This window comes from Bacillus sp. PK3_68 (assembly GCF_003600835.1).
Classification (GTDB): Bacteria; Bacillota; Bacilli; order Bacillales; family Domibacillaceae; genus Pseudobacillus.
The window spans coordinates 284,677-302,500 of record NZ_NQYC01000002.1; the positions used below are offsets into that span (position 1 = coordinate 284,677).

Sequence of the window (17,824 nt, forward strand, 5' to 3'; positions counted from 1 at the left end):
GTTTTGTGTTCTATTTAATGTTTTTATAGTAATGTGGAAATATAAGGATAGATAAGTGGACAGGAGAATTTAAATGAAAAATTATTTATTTCATTAGCTTTATTAGTACTTACTGCTTGTCAGCCCAATCCACCAAAACTTTCTGCAACAGTTAATGAAGAGCAAATTAAGATTTATCAAGGAAGCTATTGTTGGAATGAAAACAGCAAGGAAGTTTGTGCAGATACATCATCGCCTGAAGACATGGTAAAAGGGGATGTACCCACTGCAGTAGCCGAGGGAAGTAAATTAAAGCTTCATTTTGATTACCAGCCTAAAAAGGGGTCTCTAGGAGCAGATATTTGGAACAATGGTGAAGCCAGGGAGCAAAACATTGTTAATTCTGATACTATTATTCTTCCACGAGAGCCAGGTATTTATATTTATAGCGTGTATGCTAATTGGGAAGAAGGAGACTCAAGCTATGTACTACAAGTTGAAGTTAAATAAGACTTTAACACCCGGTATTTTTACTCTCGGTATCGGAGATTATGTTAATCTGTGGTCTACAAAACATTTTTATTATGAGGGATCAAAATGACTGACGAAGTGTTAAGAAATGGTTTAAGAGTGCGATGCGAGCAAGGTGTTCATCCAGAAGTAAGAAGAGCATGTTTAGAGTTTGGTAAATGGATGCGGAAAGAATTTGATTTTCCTATTCGTGTGGTGGTGTATTTGAAAAAGGATTATCAAATTAAAAACATAACCACTAAAGAGCTAGTTTCTGCTACCTTTTTTGCCCCTTATGATAAAGCTCAAGAGCCTTATATCAGAATTGCTACTGGTGATTATTTGGAATTGTTAGAGGAATTAGGCCAAGACAATGCCCTGGCTTCTATTCTTGTTTCTATTGCTCATGAAGTTGGACATTACTATCAATGGATTGATAATAAAGATTTACACGAAGATGAAGCCGAAGATTATGGCGAGTGTATGCTTGATTTATATGCTCAAACAAGAGAGCATCCATAGAAGTATTTTTTATAATTTCTATTAATTCATCTGAAATAAAATAGGATTTGCGTTTTTTTTTATAAGCAGAAGCAGATGATAGGGATGTTTGCTCATATATCTTCTGGTTATTTGATGAGATATTCGGGTTATTTCTGTCATTTCACTTATAGCTACCCAATTTTCCGCCTCACGTGCTCTCGCCTTAGGAAAGGCTGGTAAGCAGGTGTGAAATTGTATAAAAAAGAAGGGAAGTCAACTCAGCATTAAAAAAGTTTTAATATTAAAAGCCTAATTTCTCAGTGTTAAAATTGAGAAATTAGGCTTTTCCGTTGTTCCTTTCAAGCATCTGACTGCAAAGTAATTAGAATAGTATCTCTCATTCCTTATGATTTAATCGATTCTTCTTTTTCTATAAATAACTACGGTGATGACGATCGATACAGCTACCCACACCAGTAGCACAAGGATATGTTCAATAATCCCGCTCAATCCTTTTCCGCTGCTCAACCCAAACCAAATGGCGTTTAGTTGCTCGTTTGGTAAATAATCGATGATCTTTATGAGAACTTTATTGTCTACCATGGATTTCATCATAGAACTCATTCCAAAGACGACTAATACAGGCATTCCAATAATACTCGTTTCCATTACTGTTCTTGAAAGTAAGCCAAGAATAGTTCCTGTTGCAATGTAAAAGAACAAACCTAACACGATACTTATTGAAAACAACAGGGGGGAAGGAACCTTATAATCTGATAAGAAAATGGAACCAATAATAACAAGAATCGTCATAACAGCAGATAAAGCACTTTTCCCTACAAAAATTTCAGCTGTGCTAGCGGGTGACAGCAGCAATCCTCTCAATGTATTTTTCTCTTTTTCTTCTGCTACCATGGCAGCTTGAATGAAAGCACCTGCAATGACAAGGGCAAGGTTGATCGGATAAGTGTTTAAGGCTGCACTTTCTTCACCCATGCGACTTAACATAGCTGCAAACACTAAAGGAATGGCTAATGTAAAGATGATGTAAGAATTTCTTTGAAGGTCTTTCCAATCTTTTATAAATATTGCATTTACTCGTTTAAATGAAAATGTCATTATAAATTCCTCCCTGTTAATTGTACGAAAATGTCTCCAAGTGTTGGCTCATTAGAGTGAATGGTTAAAATCTCCCCATCCTTCATATATTGGTGGATTTTCTCTGCTCCTTCTTCGTCTTTATCAACCACAACTGTACGATTTCCTTTTAATAAAAGTGTAATAGATGAATTTTCTTGCTGTGCTCTTATATTCTGAGGTGTATCTAGTAGTTTGATCTCCCCATTATTTAGGAAAGCCACTCGATCACAAAGGGCTTCTGCCTCTTGCATATCATGGGTAGTTAAAAAAATGGTCGTTCCTTCTCGATTCAACTTTTTTAGGCCCTCATGAATATGCTTTGTATTGACCGGGTCTAAGGCAGAGGTTGGTTCGTCTAAGAAGAGAAGATCAGGTTTATGTAAAATCGCCCGCGCCAATGTGACTCGCTGCTTCATCCCTTTGGATAGCTTTTGAATGGGTTTCTTTTTATCGTTTATTAGGTTAACGGCTTCAAGAACCTCATCGATTCTGCTTTTGTCCACTTCATATAAATCACAATATAATGCAAGATTATCAAATATACTCAGGCGATCATAAAGGCCGCTATTATCCGTTAAAATGCCAATTCTCTTCATATAACTCGGGTCCTTTAATTTATTGATGGATTCTCCAAACACTTTCACCTCTCCAGCTGTCGGGTGAAGTTGCGCAGTTAATATTTTAATGGTTGTCGTTTTGCCAGAACCACTTGGTCCTAAGAAACCAATCGTTTCTCCTTTTTTCACTTCAAAGTTTACATTTTTCAAGGCCATATTGTTTTCAAACGATTTAACAAGTTTTTTTACCTCAATAACATTCTCCATTTTCATTACTCCTTCTCGCGTTTTCGTTTTCTTGATTCAAGTTTAGCTGTGATATAAAACAAACGCAGTAATATCAAGGTGAAAAGAGTATAAGAGGGGATGAATGGAACCAAATTTCAGGTGAATGGATAGCTAATGGGGGCAAGAATAGAACAAAGTTGGGCCTATTACGACTGTTCTATTTTCTTATGGGGCTAATATGGCGGTTGAGTGGAAGAAGGAGAAGAAGGAGTAAAACTCTTTGTTATAGAAAGAGAACACAAGTGATTTTTTTATAAGGGGATGATTCTTATTGAAAACTATCCAAAAGATGTATGAGCATTTAAATTGGGCTAATCAACGTATTCTTGAGATATTGCAAAGCATCGAAGAGGAGAATCAAGAGGTGAGCCGTTTATTTTCACATATCCTGTTTTCAGAGAAAGTATGGATAACTAGACTGCGAGGGTTGGAGAGTTCAGAACTGCCCATTTGGTCAGAGGTCGATATAGAATTCTGTGCAAAACTCGTTATGCAAAATGAAGAGAGCTTAACAACGTTTTTTACTAATTTAGCACACACTGACATGGATAAAATAATAACCTACACGAATAGTAAAGGAATCAAGTTTAAGAATTCTGTGCGGGATATTTTAATTCATGTAGCATTGCATGGACAGTATCATCGAGGACAGATTAACTCACGACTTCGGGCAAATGGTATGGAACCAGTTAATATTGACTTTATTACATTTATGAGATAGATGCATCTAGGTTCCATGCCTAGTTTATAATAGGCATATACATTCCACTAATGAGGGCGTGAAACAATGATTCTGTGAACTAAACTGTTCACCTCCTACCTGTAGAAACGTTAGTTGAAAGTTCAAATATAAACTTTGTTTTAATGCAATAAAGAGATACTTTGTTACGCTGATTAAGGAGCCGATCTGAAGAAGTCTCTTTATCATCCTTTACATGTGTTTAATTAAAATTTATTTTACCGGGCGAAGGGGATATCAAAGTGAGTAAACCAGAGTTATATATCAGTTTAGTTGTAGGTCCAAATTGTGACATGGAATCATATGCGTTAAGATCAACATTTGAGTATTTTGGGGCAAGAGTTACAATGCACTGGATAGGAAGGCCCAATGATCTTGTTGATGTTTTATCTGGTGAAGAACGTGATAATAAAGTTGATTATTTAATATTAAATTTTCATGGAGATGAAGGAAGATTTTGCATGCCTGAACTAGGTGAGGATATTTATGAACCTGGCGAGCCAAGAGGAGAATTTTTTGATGTTCAAGATGTTGTGAAGCATTCGAGCTTGAAAAATATAAAAGTGATAGCTCCTGGATGTACATTAGGAACAACCTCGCTAGCAGCAGCATTTCTTGCATCTGGTTGTCATTCATATATTGGTCCAAATGATTATATAGACGGTAATTCTAATTTAATATTTGTGGTGCGATTTTTCTACGAATTGATCAATAATAACAAAAGTCAACAAGAAGCGTTTGAAATCGCAAAGAGTATAGATCAAGAAACCTCAATGTATCAAATTTATTTATCTTAAGTAATTTTCAATTAGAAGCAGACACCAAAACCAATTATTCAGGATTGCTATTCTAGAGTCTTTACTCTTGTAGAGAATGCAAACACTATCGGAGAGCTCAATGTAGATTAAGCGAGTTGTCTTTTTAGACTAAAGCCTAATCAAAAAACAAATGCCATATAATAGTGATTATATGGCATTTATGATATAACACATCCGGTCGCAGAAGTATTTATTTTAATAAACAGACATGCAATTGTATAAAATATCTTCGTCGATAAAGACCCTAATTTATTTATGAAATTAGGGTTTTTTCACTGAGCTTCTGTTAGTTTATTTAATTTTAGAGATACTAAATTTCTTTTGAGAGAAACAATAAGCTAATGTAGCAGTTAACAAAGTCAACAGTAGCGGACTTGAAGTAGTTCCAAACACTACTTCTTGACTAAAATTCTCCTCTGTTGCAGAGAAATGTGGAGTATAAAAAGCTGTTAGAAGCCACCCCGATAAAACTTGAAATACTGTATAGAGCAATAAAAAACTAATTATAAATACGAAGTATTTTTTCAAATTCCTCACCACTTTTTACAATATTTTGTAATTGGAGTATATCATATATTTTCTTGTTTCACTAACCTTGATTTGCCAAACTTTATAACTTTATTAGAGTAGGTTTTACTGGGATAAAATCAGTAACAATGATCAACTATTTCTTAAGGGTATAAAACCTATCATTTTTATGTACGCTTGGTCTGTGAGGAATTCTAGAAAGCTTGATAAACCAATGATGGATAAAATCCTGTAGAGGAAAAAAATGTAGAACGAAATTTCTTGTTGAGGAACTTATTTGTCCAGGAGTTTTCTGCTTATAGGGTTATATGGACTGGAGAGGTGTAGAACATACATAAATTCCATTTATTGCGAATCCCATGTTTTTTTGTTAATATATCGTATTATACGATATATGAGAGGTGTAAATTATGGATGCTAGTCTCATTAATGAAGCATGGACCGATCTTTATTACTATTTGCATTACAAGCATGAGGAATCTCTAACCCATCAAAATATTAGATGTATGCAAGCTATTAAGAAAAATAAAGATGCAACGGTACAGTTTCTTTCGAAAGTATTAGATGTTACACATCATACAACGTCTGAGCATATTAAAAGGCTTATACAAAAAGGCTATGTAGAGAAGGAACGCTCTCTTCAAGACAGAAGGGTTGTCTACGTGAAACTTACGAAACTGGGAGAAGAAGTACTTAAGAAAAATACAGAGCTGGATGAGGAAAAACTAAAAATAATCTTAGGTCGTTTTGATGCTGAAGAACAAGCACAGATTATAGAGACGTTTGTTTTATTAAGAAGGGAGGTTAAACATGTCTTTTCTTGTTAAGGTTAGTGTCTCAGCCTGTATCATTGGACTAGTTACTATTCTTGCTAAATATTCACCTAAATATGGGGGGATTGTAGCTGCCCTTCCTCTTGTTAGTTTATTAAGTCTTTTTTGGCTATATATACAGGGGGAGCAATCAAACAATTTAAGTCAGTTTTTATTCGGGGTACTTTATGGCCTGCCCAGTACAATAATCTTGGTTTTTATTGTGGCTGTTGCTCTAAAGTATTCCACTCCATTCTCGATCTCCATCATCCTCGGAATCAGCGGATGGGGTCTATGTTTATTCTTACAGAAGTTCTTACTATCAAATATGTACTCTTAAATTTCGGGCATCAAACGTTAGGGAAACTAAGGGGATATAGCGCATACTTCCTTTTGACCGGTCATAAAAATTTGAATATCCTGATAATAATATAGACTTTTATGGTGAATTGTTCTTTATAAAGAAGGTGAAAGTAAAATGGCAATAGTACTTGCATTAACAATTTTAATAGTAGGTCTTATACTTGCCTTTAAATTAAGTCAGGGAAAATCAACTAAAAAAATACATAGTATGGGGAACAACTACAATATTAATAATGGCCCCGCCCTTTTCATGGCCAGTATCTATCTTGTTTGGTATAAGTCAAGGAGATGGTTTTGCAGCAATCGGATTAATGATGTTATTGTTTCCACTTTTCTTCTTAATAGGACTTGTTACCCTTCTAATAGGGATTTTTAAAAAAAGCAGTACGAATAAATCTATTTAGCAGGCAAAGAAAGCTTTAGAGGCAATCTTCTAAAGCTTTTTTACTTTGTATAACAGAGCTTATGTTAATCAAAGGGGAGTTGGAATTCTTAAACGAAAACCTATACTCACTGTTATTATGTTAGCAGCCACGCCTCTTTCAATCATATCCCATATGATGAAATATCCTATCGAAAATAAGCGCGACGACATTCAAGAGCCTTCGGTAACGTAGAAAAATAAGCTTTTGGCCGGTCCAACTTTAAACTTAAATTGATACAAGTTGCACACTTGGAAGAATCAAATGCATATGTTGTTCTTTATAGAGTTGATTCGAATAATCATAAGGCCATTTTAGAAGAAAGGCCTCAATGGAAATCTTCAAATTATTCATAGTGTTACTACCACCAGTGGCTTAGTTTATGAAGGAATTTATATTACCTTCAAATACTAAGGCTTGATTTGTTTCTCCATCTCTTCTCCAACTTCTTAGTTAATCTCCCCTTTTTCTGTTTTGAACCATGCAGGGTTTAATAACTCAGAATATTTGTGATCCTTCGAAACGGCGTTTAGCCGTTTTTTCCTATTATTCATTTTTCAGGTATCAAGCTTATAGATCAAACAACTAATGAAAATATATCTCTGTCTATGCCTGCATAGATAGAACAAAGAGACCAAAAATTTATTTTTCTAAATAGCAATCAGCATGTTGAATTGAGTTGGACGGCATTCAATTATAGATACTTATGAAATAAAACATAGGCTTGTTAATGAGAAGGTAGAAAAAGCAACAGATTACTTGACGTTGATAATCATTATCAATTACTATATTTAATAGATAATGAAAATCGTTATCAATTAGGGTGGCGGATAACTTATAAAACTTTTTCCCTTTTCTTTGTTAGTAAAGACTGCAAGTTATGTGGATTTTAGATAAAAGTATTAATATCCATCTCAATAAACAGAGGGCTATATTGAAGGGAAATTACAAATCTTGAAGTTCTTTGCTGATCAGGTCAATAAAGAACATGAACTAAGAAGTAAGAAGACGAATCTGTATGGGGAGGGCAAGATCGTGATTGAAATCATAATTTGTAAATGGTGTGGTTTTATAGACGACAAGGAAATGGTTGATCAATGTGACAATGATAGTTGGTGTCCCTGTTGTGGTATGTGTGAGTAGATGTCGTCTAAAGTTTATTATTTGAACTATGCAGGATAGACACTGAGGGTTTGTTTGGAATGCTTATAAGGAAAGGGAGAGGTTTATTTAACAGGACAAACAGCAGCCGTTTTTGATTCATTCGATTCAGCTTATCACATATGATGCAGCCGTAGATATCATAAGGGAAAGCTTAGAGAAAGGGATAGAGGTGTATCCCCAGGAATAGAAGTTGAATTAAGATCACAAAAATAAGAAGAAGCCTGACGAACGTTTGGACAGAAGCTCGTTCCATTCTTAAGAACGATAGTTGTTTAAAGAAAGGGGAAGATCGACTAAATGAAAAGCAGGTATCCACTAGTCTCTTTGAAAACTATGGCCAATTATCATTTAGAGTCGTTTATGAAGTGTCCTTATACATATTATTATCAACATGTTTTGTTATTAAATCCCCTCGACGTAAAATGGAGACAAGTTATTCAATCTATAATTAATCAGGTGGTTCAAAACTTTTATCAACTTCCACTAGATGCACAAAACAAGTTAAATATATTGAAATTGATCCATAGATATTGGAAAAACGTGAGTCCACAGCTATTTGAATCGAAGGTACATTACTATATGGTTTTAACAAAGACGACAGATCATTTGCTTCAATTTTTATCTGCAAAGAAAAAGCAGAAGCCGCCGTTATGGGTGAATACCAATATTGAGGAATTGGAAGCTCATCTTTCATTAACTATTGAATTAGAAGAGCGGGCAACTCACTCTTTTACTATAAAAAAATTTCTTCTGGAAGCGGATGAGGAAATAATTCAACTATACAATGACTTAACGATTGTATTTTCGAATAAAGCATTTGGCAAACTTCCTGAGAGAATAGAAATCAACACTCTATTGGAGGGAGAAAAATATACTTTTTCACCCACAGTGAATAATGCTGCTGAAGGAAACGTGGATGTAAAGAATATGAAAGATCTACTGCAACATCCAAATGACTATACAAAAATAAGTTCCCTGAGAGAATGCAGGAAATATCTTTTTTGCATAAACGCAAAGGCAGCCCAAATAGCCTGAAAGTGGCTAATAGACCAAATGAAGATTATTAGCACAAATCGCAATTAGAAGTAAATTCCTTTTGATATGGGAAAGTAAGTTCGAAGTTTCGGAAACTATACTATTAATAGGAGGGAAGAGAATGTCTGAATATTTTATCGCAACAGAAACGTTTGAGCATCAAATTGACTGTTTTTGTCCGGAAGGGGATCATGCAGATGTTTTAAAAATCAATAAAGGAGATGTAATTGAAGTCACGAATGAACATAAATTTACGATGATTAACGGATGGTACCTTTTGGTTAAGATCAATGATCAATATGTTTTCTATATGGCCCTCGCAGATTTAGAGCAATATTGTATAAAAGAACGCGTTTTATCTATATTGGAAATAAACTTAAAGATGAACTTTTGGCGATTTAAAATAAATGAAGCACTTGATACAGGGGATGAAGCCTCTTTCCTCAGTTATACAAATAGATTACTTGAATCAAGTGAACTTCAAATAAAACTGGAGAACTATTTAAACACAGAAGCAGTAAACCATACCATATAAAAGGCATTAATATGCGGGGAGAATTGAGTCACTGGGAAAAAATCTTAAGACACCAACTAGAGAAATAAGCTTAAATAATGCTACATGGCATGCCAAGAACAAAAATTCGATCATCAACATAAAAATTTTAAAGGAGATGATGAGGATGGGTGATATTTTAAATAAAGTGATCATTAATCGAAAAGAGCAGTTGATCCAGCAAATGTTAAAATGGGAATCCTACAAATCAACGGATGAGCGTCAGTTGTACGAGTTAACACTAAGTGAATTAGAACATGAATATCAAAAGATGTATAAAGATCATTCGAACATTCGATGAAAATTTACTCTTGATAGGGCAGTTAACCTAAAGTGCTATGCAGAGCACTTTAGGAGGAAAGGTGAATATCAAACCTCTAATAAGTAAAAAAGTACAGACCTATATATCACTTTGGGCGCTCAGAGGGCCATACAGGTGATAGCCTTGAAATTGAATATATAAGCGAACATTTCAGAAAAAGTAACAGGACAAGTTTTAGTGGATATAGCTAATTCAATAAAGCGAAAATGAATCCAACATAATGGTTAGCATATTGTATTGAAAACGCCCCGGCTATCAAAGACAGCTGGGGTGTTTAATGTGGAGCATGGACATATTGCTGATTAACACATTTAATTTTTCACTCTATAATTACCCGATACAACCAACTGTGATTCAGTTAGTGAAGCACCCTCTATCACCTCAACTGATGGCATTTACAGCTTTTGATGTCGTAGAAGAGTTCGCAGCGAAGAAGGGACTTCCAAACAATAAGATAGCAGATAACGATAGTGCTAAAACTTTTAATAGTTTTAACTAATTTATCCTGTTTTAGTTATTTTTATAAAATTGTTATATCATAAATTTATGATAAGATATTAATTTTTTATTACCGCTACAAACAAGGGAGATACTGGATGAAAAGCGTTCTTTTAAACTCTATCATGTTTCTCGTTTTAGCCATATTATTATCGGCCTGTACTTCTAATAAAGAGTCCACCAGTGAAGGAGTTGAAGACTTTGACTCACCAGTATACTCCGGGGGAAATTTAAAAATAGGTATAGTAGGAGCACCTCCTAAAGTGAGAGAAGATAATGTAAAATTCATTTCTTTGTCATTAGGAGATGTAGAAGAGAAAAATTTCAGGGACGTAGATGCTGTATTTATAAATAAAAATTATTTACCTGAAGCAGCAGAGGCTAAATATGCAAAAGTTTATCTAGAGTCCCTTGTTCCTTTTATTTTTATCAATTCGGAGAAGGTTTATTTAGCATTCATTGATGAAGAACTTTCTTACGAAGATGCTCATACTTCAAAAGCAGGTGATTATTTAATTGGGTACTTTAATCACAAATATTTTGGATTGAGTCTATACAACCACCAAAACACAAAGAAAACTATTCAGGATTGTTATTCTAGAGTGTTTTCTATTATAGAAAATGCAAAAAATACTGGGGAAATTAATTTATAGTAAGTAGAAAAATCGTAATGCTAAGATGGGGAGCAGTTTTTCAATTCGACTTTACATTGACACTTGGGATTGGCTGAGACTATAAGACGGGAGAATGAAGTTAGACAATTTTATTCAGTTTTTATACAGTTGCAGAGTCTATTTAGGAGCCCGAGATATTGCTGGTAGCAGCTCCCTGCTTGCAACATTAGGTGAACTAGAAATAAATAGAACATACAAGTGCGAAGGAGAAAAAACAAAAACTCGAACTATAGACCTCATGTTTGAGTGTCCATAGTTCGAGTAGTCCAATGGAGTGGATATTTTTTTTAATTTAGTTTATTCGTCTTTTTGTTCTGTTTGCCACCATAATGAATCTTTTGGATTTTCGACAGCTTCTTTATATTCAGCCTTAGAAGCAACGGTTGGGTAGGAACCCTTGAGAGATTTCCCTGAAGTACTATTGAACAAGAATAGTATCACTAAAAATCCGATAATACTCACGGCTGTTAGATAGAAACTAGGTGCTAAGTTATTGCCTGTTTGGTGAACGAGCCATGTGGAAAACAATGGGGTAGTTCCACCAAATATTGAAACAGAAACATTAAAGGTCACAGATAATGTACGATATCGGATATCAGTATAGAACATCGCTGGTAACGATCCTGGCATGGTGCCTTCATAAGTTGAAAGTAAAACACCCAGAATGAGAATACCTAACGAAACAAATATTAAACCATTCAAGTTTATTAAATAAAAAGCAACGGTAGACAATAAAGTCAATCCGCCTAAACCAATTAAGAACACCGTTTTGTTTCCGATTTTATCACTGAGTTTTCCAAACATGAAAGCAAGCGGCACCATAATAATCATGACAGCCGTAATTAATACAGTTCCTATCGTACTGGATAATCCAATAATTTCATTCAAATAAGAGGGCATGTATGATAATAGCATGTAGTTTGTAATGTTAAAGAAGGCGACAGCTACAAAACATACAACAACATCTTTTTTGTGGTTTTTTAAAATAGATAGGAAGCTTTCCTCTTGGACTGTATCATCAGAAAGTTCATTTTCAAAAATCGGTGTTTCTTCTAAGCTCCTTCTTAAGTACAGCCCGATAAGACCTAAAGGTAAACCGAGTAGAAATGGTATTCTCCAACCCCATGAGGCCATCTGTTGATCAGATAGGGTGATAAAGAGTGCACTGGCAAGTAGTGAAGCTAATATGTAACCAGTGAGCGTGCCAATTTCTAATCCACTCCCAAGCATATTGCGTTTATTATCTGGAGAGGATTCTGCAATATAGACCATGGCACCGGCGTATTCCCCGCCAGTTGAAAAACCCTGAATAATTCTAGCTACTAATAAGAGTATAGGCGCCCATATACCTATTTGATCATATGTAGGCAATAAACCGATGAGCAATGTGGAAAAAGCCATTAAAATAATCGTGGTTGTTAAAACGACTTTTCTTCCTGATTTATCTCCGATTTTACCAAATATAATACCGCCTAACGGTCGCATTAAGAAGGCGATCGCAAATGTTGCAAAGGTAAATACTAATTTCAGCTGGTCATTTTCAACAGCAGTGAAAAAGTTCTGGCTAATGATAACCGCTAAATAGGAATATAAGCCAAAATCAAACCATTCCATCGCATTTCCTACCCCTGTAGCAAACACGCTTTTCTTAGTTCGCTGAATATCTACGACGTTGATTTTCTTCTTGTTAAATTTCATTTTGTTGTGTCAACTCCATGGTATACAGTTATATGGGAATGAGAAATAAACTCAAACTAAGGGGGAAACAAGCCTTGAGCGTTTTCTCCAAAGATATCTCAAATAAAATTTTGTTTTTTTATAAACTAACTTGTTCTAGATTAGGCAAATACGATGCCCTGGCATGAAGCTTTGTTGAAAGAAATAAATTCTTTGACGTTAGTTATTTTGATACAAAAACAGAAAAATATTCATTTTTCGCTTATAATAGTTCCCCGTGGGTATACAAAAAAATTAACATCCTCGCATATTCTTATTCACCTCTCTTTGCTTTCGCATCTCTGTCTGAAGTTGTATCAAAGTTTCTCCTTGTTTTGTATGGCTTCTACTAAATGTATGTCACCTGCTTTCCTTCATCTTTTACAGTTATGTTTATAGACATTTCTAGGCCGGATAAAACATTATCTACCTTTCCAACATCGTGCCCTCTGAATCAAGCACCTCATTTTTTAAATCGTCTCTATTGTGAATTTATCTGCAATAAGGAAGGGTTGTTTTTTTATGAGAGGATGATGCGAATGCTTGCTCATCTACCTTCTGATCACCCGTTGGGATATCTCTGTTTTACTTATGGTTAGCCAATTTCTCAATTACTCACATCTTAAGGAAGTTCATTATACTTATGGATGTACAACGCCAAAAAGATTACAAGAGGGGATAAATGGAACCAAATTTCAGATGAATGGATGGTGTTTTTCGCCCTTTATATAGCAAAATTTCAATAGGAAATGGAGGTGTGAAGGGGGAGGCGCTATCAGGAATCGTACTATAAGGAAAGCTTTCGGCTATCGTTTTTACCAGCGAATGAAGGGCGCGGCGGCATTGCAGCAAATCTTTAGCTATTCATCCCCATCAATCACACTGAGATATATTGGCATGAATGATGAAATAGTAGATAGGGTCCTAGAAGGTTTCAACGGATCAACTCTAAAACTTAGTATAGCTTGAAAACAAAGTTTAATCATTTTAAAAAGCGGATTAAAAACCCTGTGTTGAGATGCAGGGTTTTTTCTTGTTCAGCAACCGAATCAAATGATGGAGCAACGTCTTTAAAGAAAATTGGATTTCTTGATTCAAGTTTAGGGGAGATGATGAGATGTTGTAAGCAAAGTAATAGTCGAAAGGATTAAAGAGAAAATAGTTTTACAAAGGCACGTTTTTCAAAATCCGTGGGATTTTCAAAAAGCTTCTCCTCTAATAGGAAATTGTTTTTTTGTTATTCATAAAAATAGTCTAACCTGCTTAGACCTAGTGAGAGTAAAGATGCCCAAATGTATAGTATGAATAAAAATTAATTGACACAACACGCTACTTTGTAATACTATATAGTAGTACTAAGTGATAACAAGTAGTTAGCAAGGAGGAAATATGAAAGATTTAACGGAAATGCTCAAGGGAGTTCTTGAAGGTGTGGTGCTTCAAAAGATTCAAACAGGAGAAACCTATGGTTATGAAATTGCTAAGTACCTAAATAAGTTGGGTTTCGACGATATTGTGGAAGGAACGGTCTATACCATTCTTGTTCGAATAGAGAAAAAAGGGCTTGTGGAAATTGAGAAGAAAAAGTCGGAACTTGGGCCAGCGAGAAAATTTTACACACTAAATGCGAAAGGCGAACAAGAATTAAAGGATTTTTGGAAGCGTTGGACATTCTTAGAAGAAAAAATGAATGAAATAAAGGAGCAAAGAAATGTTTAAAAAAATGATTCAAGAAAAACGCGAATATCGAGCCTATAGAAAAAGAGTGAATGAATTACCTGAGGAATACAGAACGGCAATGACAGCCATTGAGAAGTATATGTGGAATTTTGCTAAGGGATCAGGCATGCTGGCGCTGTTACAAAATGTTTTAGAGATGTTCGAAAGTAGTGCCAGTGATGGATTAAATGTAAGAGATATAGTCGGGAACGATGCAGCAGAATTTGCCGACTCCTTACTAGCAGAGTTTCCAGAAGAAACATGGATTGACAAAATGAGAAAAGAATTAAGAGATTCCATTAAATAAAGGAGAGAGCCATGAATACAACTGTCCTTGAAATCCAAAATGTAAAAAAGAGCTTTAAAGGGAATGAAGTTTTAAGCGATGTCAATATCACTGTGAAAGCAGGCTCCGTTTATGCTTTATTAGGAGCGAATGGGGCTGGGAAAAGTACCTTATTAAAAATTGTTACGGGGTTACTTAATAGCGATGGTGGAAAGGTAACCATTCAGGATATTAATATTGCTGACAATCCTGTGGCAGCACAAAATCTTTTTAGTTTTAGTTCTCAGAATTCCACTGTTGATGGCATGCTGACTGGATATGAAAACCTTCATTTGATTGCAAAATTGCGACATGAACGCAATCCGAGAAAAGTTGCCGAAAGTTTGTTAGAAAAGTTTGATCTGACTGAAGCCAAAGACAAAGCTGTTTCAAATTACTCAGGAGGAATGCGACGGCGTCTTGACTTAGCTATGAGTTTAGTTGGGAATCCAGAAATCGTTTTTCTAGATGAGCCCACCACTGGATTGGACCCTAAAAGCAGGCAGGATCTTTGGGAGATGATTAAAGAAATGAAGTCGCAAGGGAAAACAATCTTTTTAACGACTCAGTATTTAGAGGAGGCAGATTATTTAGCTGATCAGATAGGCTTCTTATGTGAAGGAAAAATTGTTGCCAGTGGAACTCCTGATAAAATGAAACGTATTGCTGGAGCGGATAAATTACTTCTTGTATTTAATTGCAATGAAGACACTGAAATAGCTTTAAAACTCTTAGAACCATATTCCCCTCAAAAAAAAGACCATTGTGAGATTTCTATTGATTTAACAGAAGATATCACAACAACTTTAAACGTAATGAATGCTCTAACAACCGAAAATATTGAGCTCAAGACCTTCAAAATGATTACCCCAACCCTTGATGATGTATTTATGACACTTACGAGAGGAAGAAAATAATGAAGATAAGTCAAAACGTGAGTGATACATTAGCACTTGCCAATAGAATTATTAAGCACAATTTGCGAAGTATCGATACGCTTATTACTGTTATTGCTATGCCGGTTATGATGCTATTAGGTATGGTTTATATATTTGGAGGAGCCATTCAAATTCCAGGAGTGTCTCAAGAGGATTATATAAATTATGTACTTCCAGGAATCTTATTAATGACAATTGCCACTGGTTCAGCTTATACCTCATTGCGGATAAACTTAGACAAAACTTCAGGGATGTTTGACAGATTTAAGTCAATGCCTATATCAAAATCATCTGTATTGGGCGGTCATGTTTTAGCATCCGTTGTCTTTATGTTAGTTTCTATCGTTGCCGTTTTGCTAGTAGGATTTCTAGCCGGATTTAGAAGTAACGCCACATTTTTTGAATGGTTTCTTGTGGTGGTTATGATTATTTTATTTTCTCTTGCATTAACTTGGCTTTCAGTACCATTTGCGTTAGCTGCTGGAAGTATTGAAGGGGCTGGTTCCTTCTCTTATATTCTATTGATGATGCTTTTTGTTAGTTCCGCATTTGTTCCTACTGATGGAATGCCTAAGGTAGTTGGCCTCTTCGCAGAAAATCAACCGATGACACCGATTATTCAAACAATCAGAAATCTGTTAAATTCACAAGTTGCTGGAAATGATTTGTGGGTGTCTATTGGGTGGATGGTGCTAATTATCATGATTTCATATATATTTGGAATGAAAGCCTATAGGAGAGTATAAGCGCCTAATAGTAAGGATGTAAATATACTCGTAGTTCGTCTGAAGAGGATGCCAATCCTTTTTGGTTAATTATAAAAAACATCGGATCAAATGGTTAATGTAGCAAGACTTTGTTGTAGGATTAGCAGGTAAGTTAGTTTGACCATCCGAAGTATAAAGATGACAAATCATTAAAACCAAATGGTGATTATATTATGTCTATAACGGAGCATCCCGAAGAGTGATCAAATTCTTTGGGATGTTCTTATTAAATTAGATGAAAAAATAAAGGCCTTTAACTATCCTGGACTTAAATGGTGACATAATCATGAAAATGGAATAGGGTGGTCATCAAAAAAGAAAAATCAAGAATAGCTATACTATGTTCGCCTAATTTAGGGATTAGATAGAACCCTGAGGCTATTTCCATCTTAAATAGAAATGTATTGCTGGTTTCAAAAACTCAATCCATTCTCTTTGTGGTAAGATTCACCTTGAGGGATGGAAATATGAGGAATCATTTTAATGTTTTATCTATTGGTTTGTTTTGATTATGACATTTAATGCCTATTTTATCTTCGAAGATGGTTTAAGTTCTATATTTCTTCCGTTACTTTTTGTTATTTCGATCATGGGCATTGTGCTTGCATGGTAGGGAGGGAAAAGTTCGCTGAGAACGATTGCTTTGGCTGTCAATCTGACTTTTCTCTTGGTTTTTATTGTTTTACCAATATTGATGCGTACTTTTATTTGGAATAGACCATAGAAGAGAAAATGAAGTTAGACAATTTTATTTAGTTTCTTTATACAGTTACAGAGTCTATTTGGGAGCCCAAAATACTGCTAAATCAACAATATATAAAATCTTACATAAAGAAAAAGCCAGGCAAAGAAAACACTGATGCTTTCTATTATTAGATACTTGCATCATCTCAGTCTCTGCTTTTATTTCAATGGATAATAAATATTGATTAGATTATTTTGATTCCTACATCAGGTATTATATTAATTGAAGGAGGCAGTTATGGTGAATGGAGCGATTGTTCATTTGATTATTCTAATTCCCTTTTTGATTTTTGCTATCTTTTTATCAAAAGGCAAAGGAGCAGCTTTAATTGCGGGTTACAACACAATGCCAGAGAGTAAAAAAGCTCAATACGATGAAGCAGCTATGTGCAAGTTTATGGGGAAAGTGATGTATGGTATTTGCTTTAGTCTATTATTGTGGGCAGTAAGTGAAATCCTAAAAAGTCAAACACTGTTTCTCATTGGTCTTGTTTTATTTTCAGGTCTTATTATTTTTGCAGTAGTGTATTCAAATACAGGAAACAGATTTTTAAAAAAAGGTGATGAACGTGCCAAGTAACAAGGGATTTCTAGACAGGAGTGTTTAAAAGGACAGATTGAAACGCTGGCTGTTTTATCGAATGAGCGACAGACGAGGAAGAAAATAAAAAAGAAAAATGTGATGAGAAATTTTGAGGCAACGCACAAGTGCTTATGAATAATAAGGTTG

General features: G+C 35.0%; 18 protein-coding genes. 15 read left to right on the forward strand and 3 right to left on the reverse strand.

What is annotated here, in order from left to right; translation table 11 throughout:
• Positions 1–243: 243 nt before the first annotated feature.
• Together CJ483_RS24730 and CJ483_RS23755 are read left to right on the forward strand one after the other, a co-directional pair.
• Positions 244–489 carry a hypothetical protein gene (locus tag CJ483_RS24730; RefSeq protein WP_120038646.1) on the forward strand — a complete coding sequence of 82 codons (246 nt, stop codon included), beginning with the start codon at positions 244–246 and terminating at the stop codon, positions 487–489.
• An 87-nt stretch (positions 490–576) separates the two neighbouring features.
• The gene (locus CJ483_RS23755; RefSeq protein WP_120038648.1) at positions 577–1,011 is read left to right on the forward strand and encodes a hypothetical protein; all 435 of its coding nucleotides are present in this window, start codon (positions 577–579) and stop codon (positions 1,009–1,011) included.
• A gap of 372 nt (positions 1,012–1,383) precedes the next feature.
• Here CJ483_RS23755 and CJ483_RS23760 read toward each other — a convergent pair whose 3' ends face one another.
• Both CJ483_RS23760 and CJ483_RS23765 read right to left on the reverse strand, forming a co-directional pair.
• Positions 1,384–2,091 (reverse strand): ABC transporter permease, encoded by a 708-nt coding sequence (locus tag CJ483_RS23760; RefSeq protein WP_120038650.1) that lies wholly within the window; start codon positions 2,089–2,091, stop codon positions 1,384–1,386.
• Complete coding sequence (locus CJ483_RS23765) at positions 2,091–2,936, reverse strand: ABC transporter ATP-binding protein (protein ID WP_120038652.1); 846 nt, start codon at positions 2,934–2,936, stop codon at positions 2,091–2,093. Before CJ483_RS23765 ends, CJ483_RS23760 begins: the two co-directional genes overlap by 1 nt.
• Positions 2,937–3,228: 292 nt before the next feature.
• On the opposite strand from CJ483_RS23765, the gene CJ483_RS23770 reads away from it, so the two are divergent.
• The 8 genes from CJ483_RS23770 (at position 3,229) to CJ483_RS23825 (ending at position 10,864) form a co-directional block, all read left to right on the forward strand.
• Complete coding sequence (locus CJ483_RS23770; protein WP_120038654.1) at positions 3,229–3,678, forward strand: DinB family protein; 450 nt, start codon at positions 3,229–3,231, stop codon at positions 3,676–3,678.
• 260 nt (positions 3,679–3,938) lie between these two features.
• Positions 3,939–4,493 (forward strand): delta-aminolevulinic acid dehydratase, encoded by a 555-nt coding sequence (locus tag CJ483_RS23775; protein WP_120038656.1) that lies wholly within the window; start codon positions 3,939–3,941, stop codon positions 4,491–4,493.
• Between the two features lie 959 nt (positions 4,494–5,452).
• Positions 5,453–5,869 carry a MarR family winged helix-turn-helix transcriptional regulator gene (locus tag CJ483_RS23785; protein WP_120038660.1) on the forward strand — a complete coding sequence of 139 codons (417 nt, stop codon included), beginning with the start codon at positions 5,453–5,455 and terminating at the stop codon, positions 5,867–5,869.
• Entirely contained in the window at positions 5,853–6,194 is a 342-nt protein-coding gene (locus tag CJ483_RS23790) for a DUF3147 family protein (protein ID WP_120038662.1), read from the forward strand. The genes CJ483_RS23785 and CJ483_RS23790 overlap by 17 nt, the downstream gene beginning before the upstream one ends.
• A 1,906-nt stretch (positions 6,195–8,100) precedes the next feature.
• Positions 8,101–8,838 (forward strand): PD-(D/E)XK nuclease family protein, encoded by a 738-nt coding sequence (locus tag CJ483_RS23805; protein WP_120038666.1) that lies wholly within the window; start codon positions 8,101–8,103, stop codon positions 8,836–8,838.
• Between the two features lie 121 nt (positions 8,839–8,959).
• Complete coding sequence (locus CJ483_RS23810; RefSeq protein ID WP_120038668.1) at positions 8,960–9,373, forward strand: IDEAL domain-containing protein; 414 nt, start codon at positions 8,960–8,962, stop codon at positions 9,371–9,373.
• 145 nt (positions 9,374–9,518) lie between these two features.
• The gene (locus CJ483_RS23815; protein ID WP_120038670.1) at positions 9,519–9,692 is read left to right on the forward strand and encodes a Fur-regulated basic protein FbpA; all 174 of its coding nucleotides are present in this window, start codon (positions 9,519–9,521) and stop codon (positions 9,690–9,692) included.
• Between the two features lie 617 nt (positions 9,693–10,309).
• Positions 10,310–10,864 (forward strand): hypothetical protein, encoded by a 555-nt coding sequence (locus tag CJ483_RS23825; RefSeq protein WP_259455855.1) that lies wholly within the window; start codon positions 10,310–10,312, stop codon positions 10,862–10,864.
• A gap of 318 nt (positions 10,865–11,182) precedes the next feature.
• Here the strand turns inward: CJ483_RS23825 and CJ483_RS23830 are convergent, their stop codons facing one another.
• Complete coding sequence (locus CJ483_RS23830) at positions 11,183–12,583, reverse strand: MFS transporter (RefSeq protein ID WP_120038675.1); 1,401 nt, start codon at positions 12,581–12,583, stop codon at positions 11,183–11,185.
• 1,407 nt (positions 12,584–13,990) lie between these two features.
• Here CJ483_RS23830 and CJ483_RS23835 point away from each other — a divergent pair.
• The 5 genes from CJ483_RS23835 to CJ483_RS23855 all read left to right on the forward strand — a co-directional run bounded on the left by CJ483_RS23835 (position 13,991) and on the right by CJ483_RS23855 (position 17,674).
• Positions 13,991–14,320 (forward strand): PadR family transcriptional regulator, encoded by a 330-nt coding sequence (locus CJ483_RS23835; RefSeq protein ID WP_120038677.1) that lies wholly within the window; start codon positions 13,991–13,993, stop codon positions 14,318–14,320.
• Complete coding sequence (locus CJ483_RS23840) at positions 14,313–14,627, forward strand: DUF1048 domain-containing protein (RefSeq protein WP_120038679.1); 315 nt, start codon at positions 14,313–14,315, stop codon at positions 14,625–14,627. Before CJ483_RS23835 ends, CJ483_RS23840 begins: the two co-directional genes overlap by 8 nt.
• Positions 14,628–14,638: 11 nt before the next feature.
• Positions 14,639–15,562, forward strand: coding sequence for an ABC transporter ATP-binding protein (locus CJ483_RS23845; protein WP_120038681.1), 924 nt, complete (start codon positions 14,639–14,641; stop codon positions 15,560–15,562).
• The gene (locus CJ483_RS23850) at positions 15,562–16,329 is read left to right on the forward strand and encodes an ABC transporter permease (protein ID WP_120038683.1); all 768 of its coding nucleotides are present in this window, start codon (positions 15,562–15,564) and stop codon (positions 16,327–16,329) included. The genes CJ483_RS23845 and CJ483_RS23850 overlap by 1 nt, the downstream gene beginning before the upstream one ends.
• A gap of 1,003 nt (positions 16,330–17,332) precedes the next feature.
• Entirely contained in the window at positions 17,333–17,674 is a 342-nt protein-coding gene (locus tag CJ483_RS23855) for a DUF3784 domain-containing protein (RefSeq protein ID WP_220702353.1), read from the forward strand.
• Positions 17,675–17,824 lie beyond the last annotated feature (150 nt).

What these genes read in the sequence shown, in the direction of transcription:
- CJ483_RS23765 (WP_120038652.1), bottom strand. Translation starts at nt 2,936, where the DNA reads ATGGAGAATGTTATTGAGGTAAAAAAACTTGTTAAATCGTTTGAAAAC.
- CJ483_RS23845 (WP_120038681.1), top strand. Translation starts at nt 14,639, where the DNA reads ATGAATACAACTGTCCTTGAAATCCAAAATGTAAAAAAGAGCTTTAAA.
- CJ483_RS23790 (WP_120038662.1), top strand. Translation starts at nt 5,853, where the DNA reads ATGTCTTTTCTTGTTAAGGTTAGTGTCTCAGCCTGTATCATTGGACTA.
- CJ483_RS23830 (WP_120038675.1), bottom strand. Translation starts at nt 12,583, where the DNA reads ATGAAATTTAACAAGAAGAAAATCAACGTCGTAGATATTCAGCGAACT.
- CJ483_RS23805 (WP_120038666.1), top strand. Translation starts at nt 8,101, where the DNA reads ATGAAAAGCAGGTATCCACTAGTCTCTTTGAAAACTATGGCCAATTAT.
- CJ483_RS23815 (WP_120038670.1), top strand. Translation starts at nt 9,519, where the DNA reads ATGGGTGATATTTTAAATAAAGTGATCATTAATCGAAAAGAGCAGTTG.
- CJ483_RS23835 (WP_120038677.1), top strand. Translation starts at nt 13,991, where the DNA reads ATGAAAGATTTAACGGAAATGCTCAAGGGAGTTCTTGAAGGTGTGGTG.
- CJ483_RS23850 (WP_120038683.1), top strand. Translation starts at nt 15,562, where the DNA reads ATGAAGATAAGTCAAAACGTGAGTGATACATTAGCACTTGCCAATAGA.
- CJ483_RS23840 (WP_120038679.1), top strand. Translation starts at nt 14,313, where the DNA reads ATGTTTAAAAAAATGATTCAAGAAAAACGCGAATATCGAGCCTATAGA.
- CJ483_RS23810 (WP_120038668.1), top strand. Translation starts at nt 8,960, where the DNA reads ATGTCTGAATATTTTATCGCAACAGAAACGTTTGAGCATCAAATTGAC.
- CJ483_RS23760 (WP_120038650.1), bottom strand. Translation starts at nt 2,091, where the DNA reads ATGACATTTTCATTTAAACGAGTAAATGCAATATTTATAAAAGATTGG.
- CJ483_RS23825 (WP_259455855.1), top strand. Translation starts at nt 10,310, where the DNA reads ATGAAAAGCGTTCTTTTAAACTCTATCATGTTTCTCGTTTTAGCCATA.
- CJ483_RS23755 (WP_120038648.1), top strand. Translation starts at nt 577, where the DNA reads ATGACTGACGAAGTGTTAAGAAATGGTTTAAGAGTGCGATGCGAGCAA.
- CJ483_RS24730 (WP_120038646.1), top strand. Translation starts at nt 244, where the DNA reads ATGGTAAAAGGGGATGTACCCACTGCAGTAGCCGAGGGAAGTAAATTA.
- CJ483_RS23785 (WP_120038660.1), top strand. Translation starts at nt 5,453, where the DNA reads ATGGATGCTAGTCTCATTAATGAAGCATGGACCGATCTTTATTACTAT.
- CJ483_RS23855 (WP_220702353.1), top strand. Translation starts at nt 17,333, where the DNA reads ATGGTGAATGGAGCGATTGTTCATTTGATTATTCTAATTCCCTTTTTG.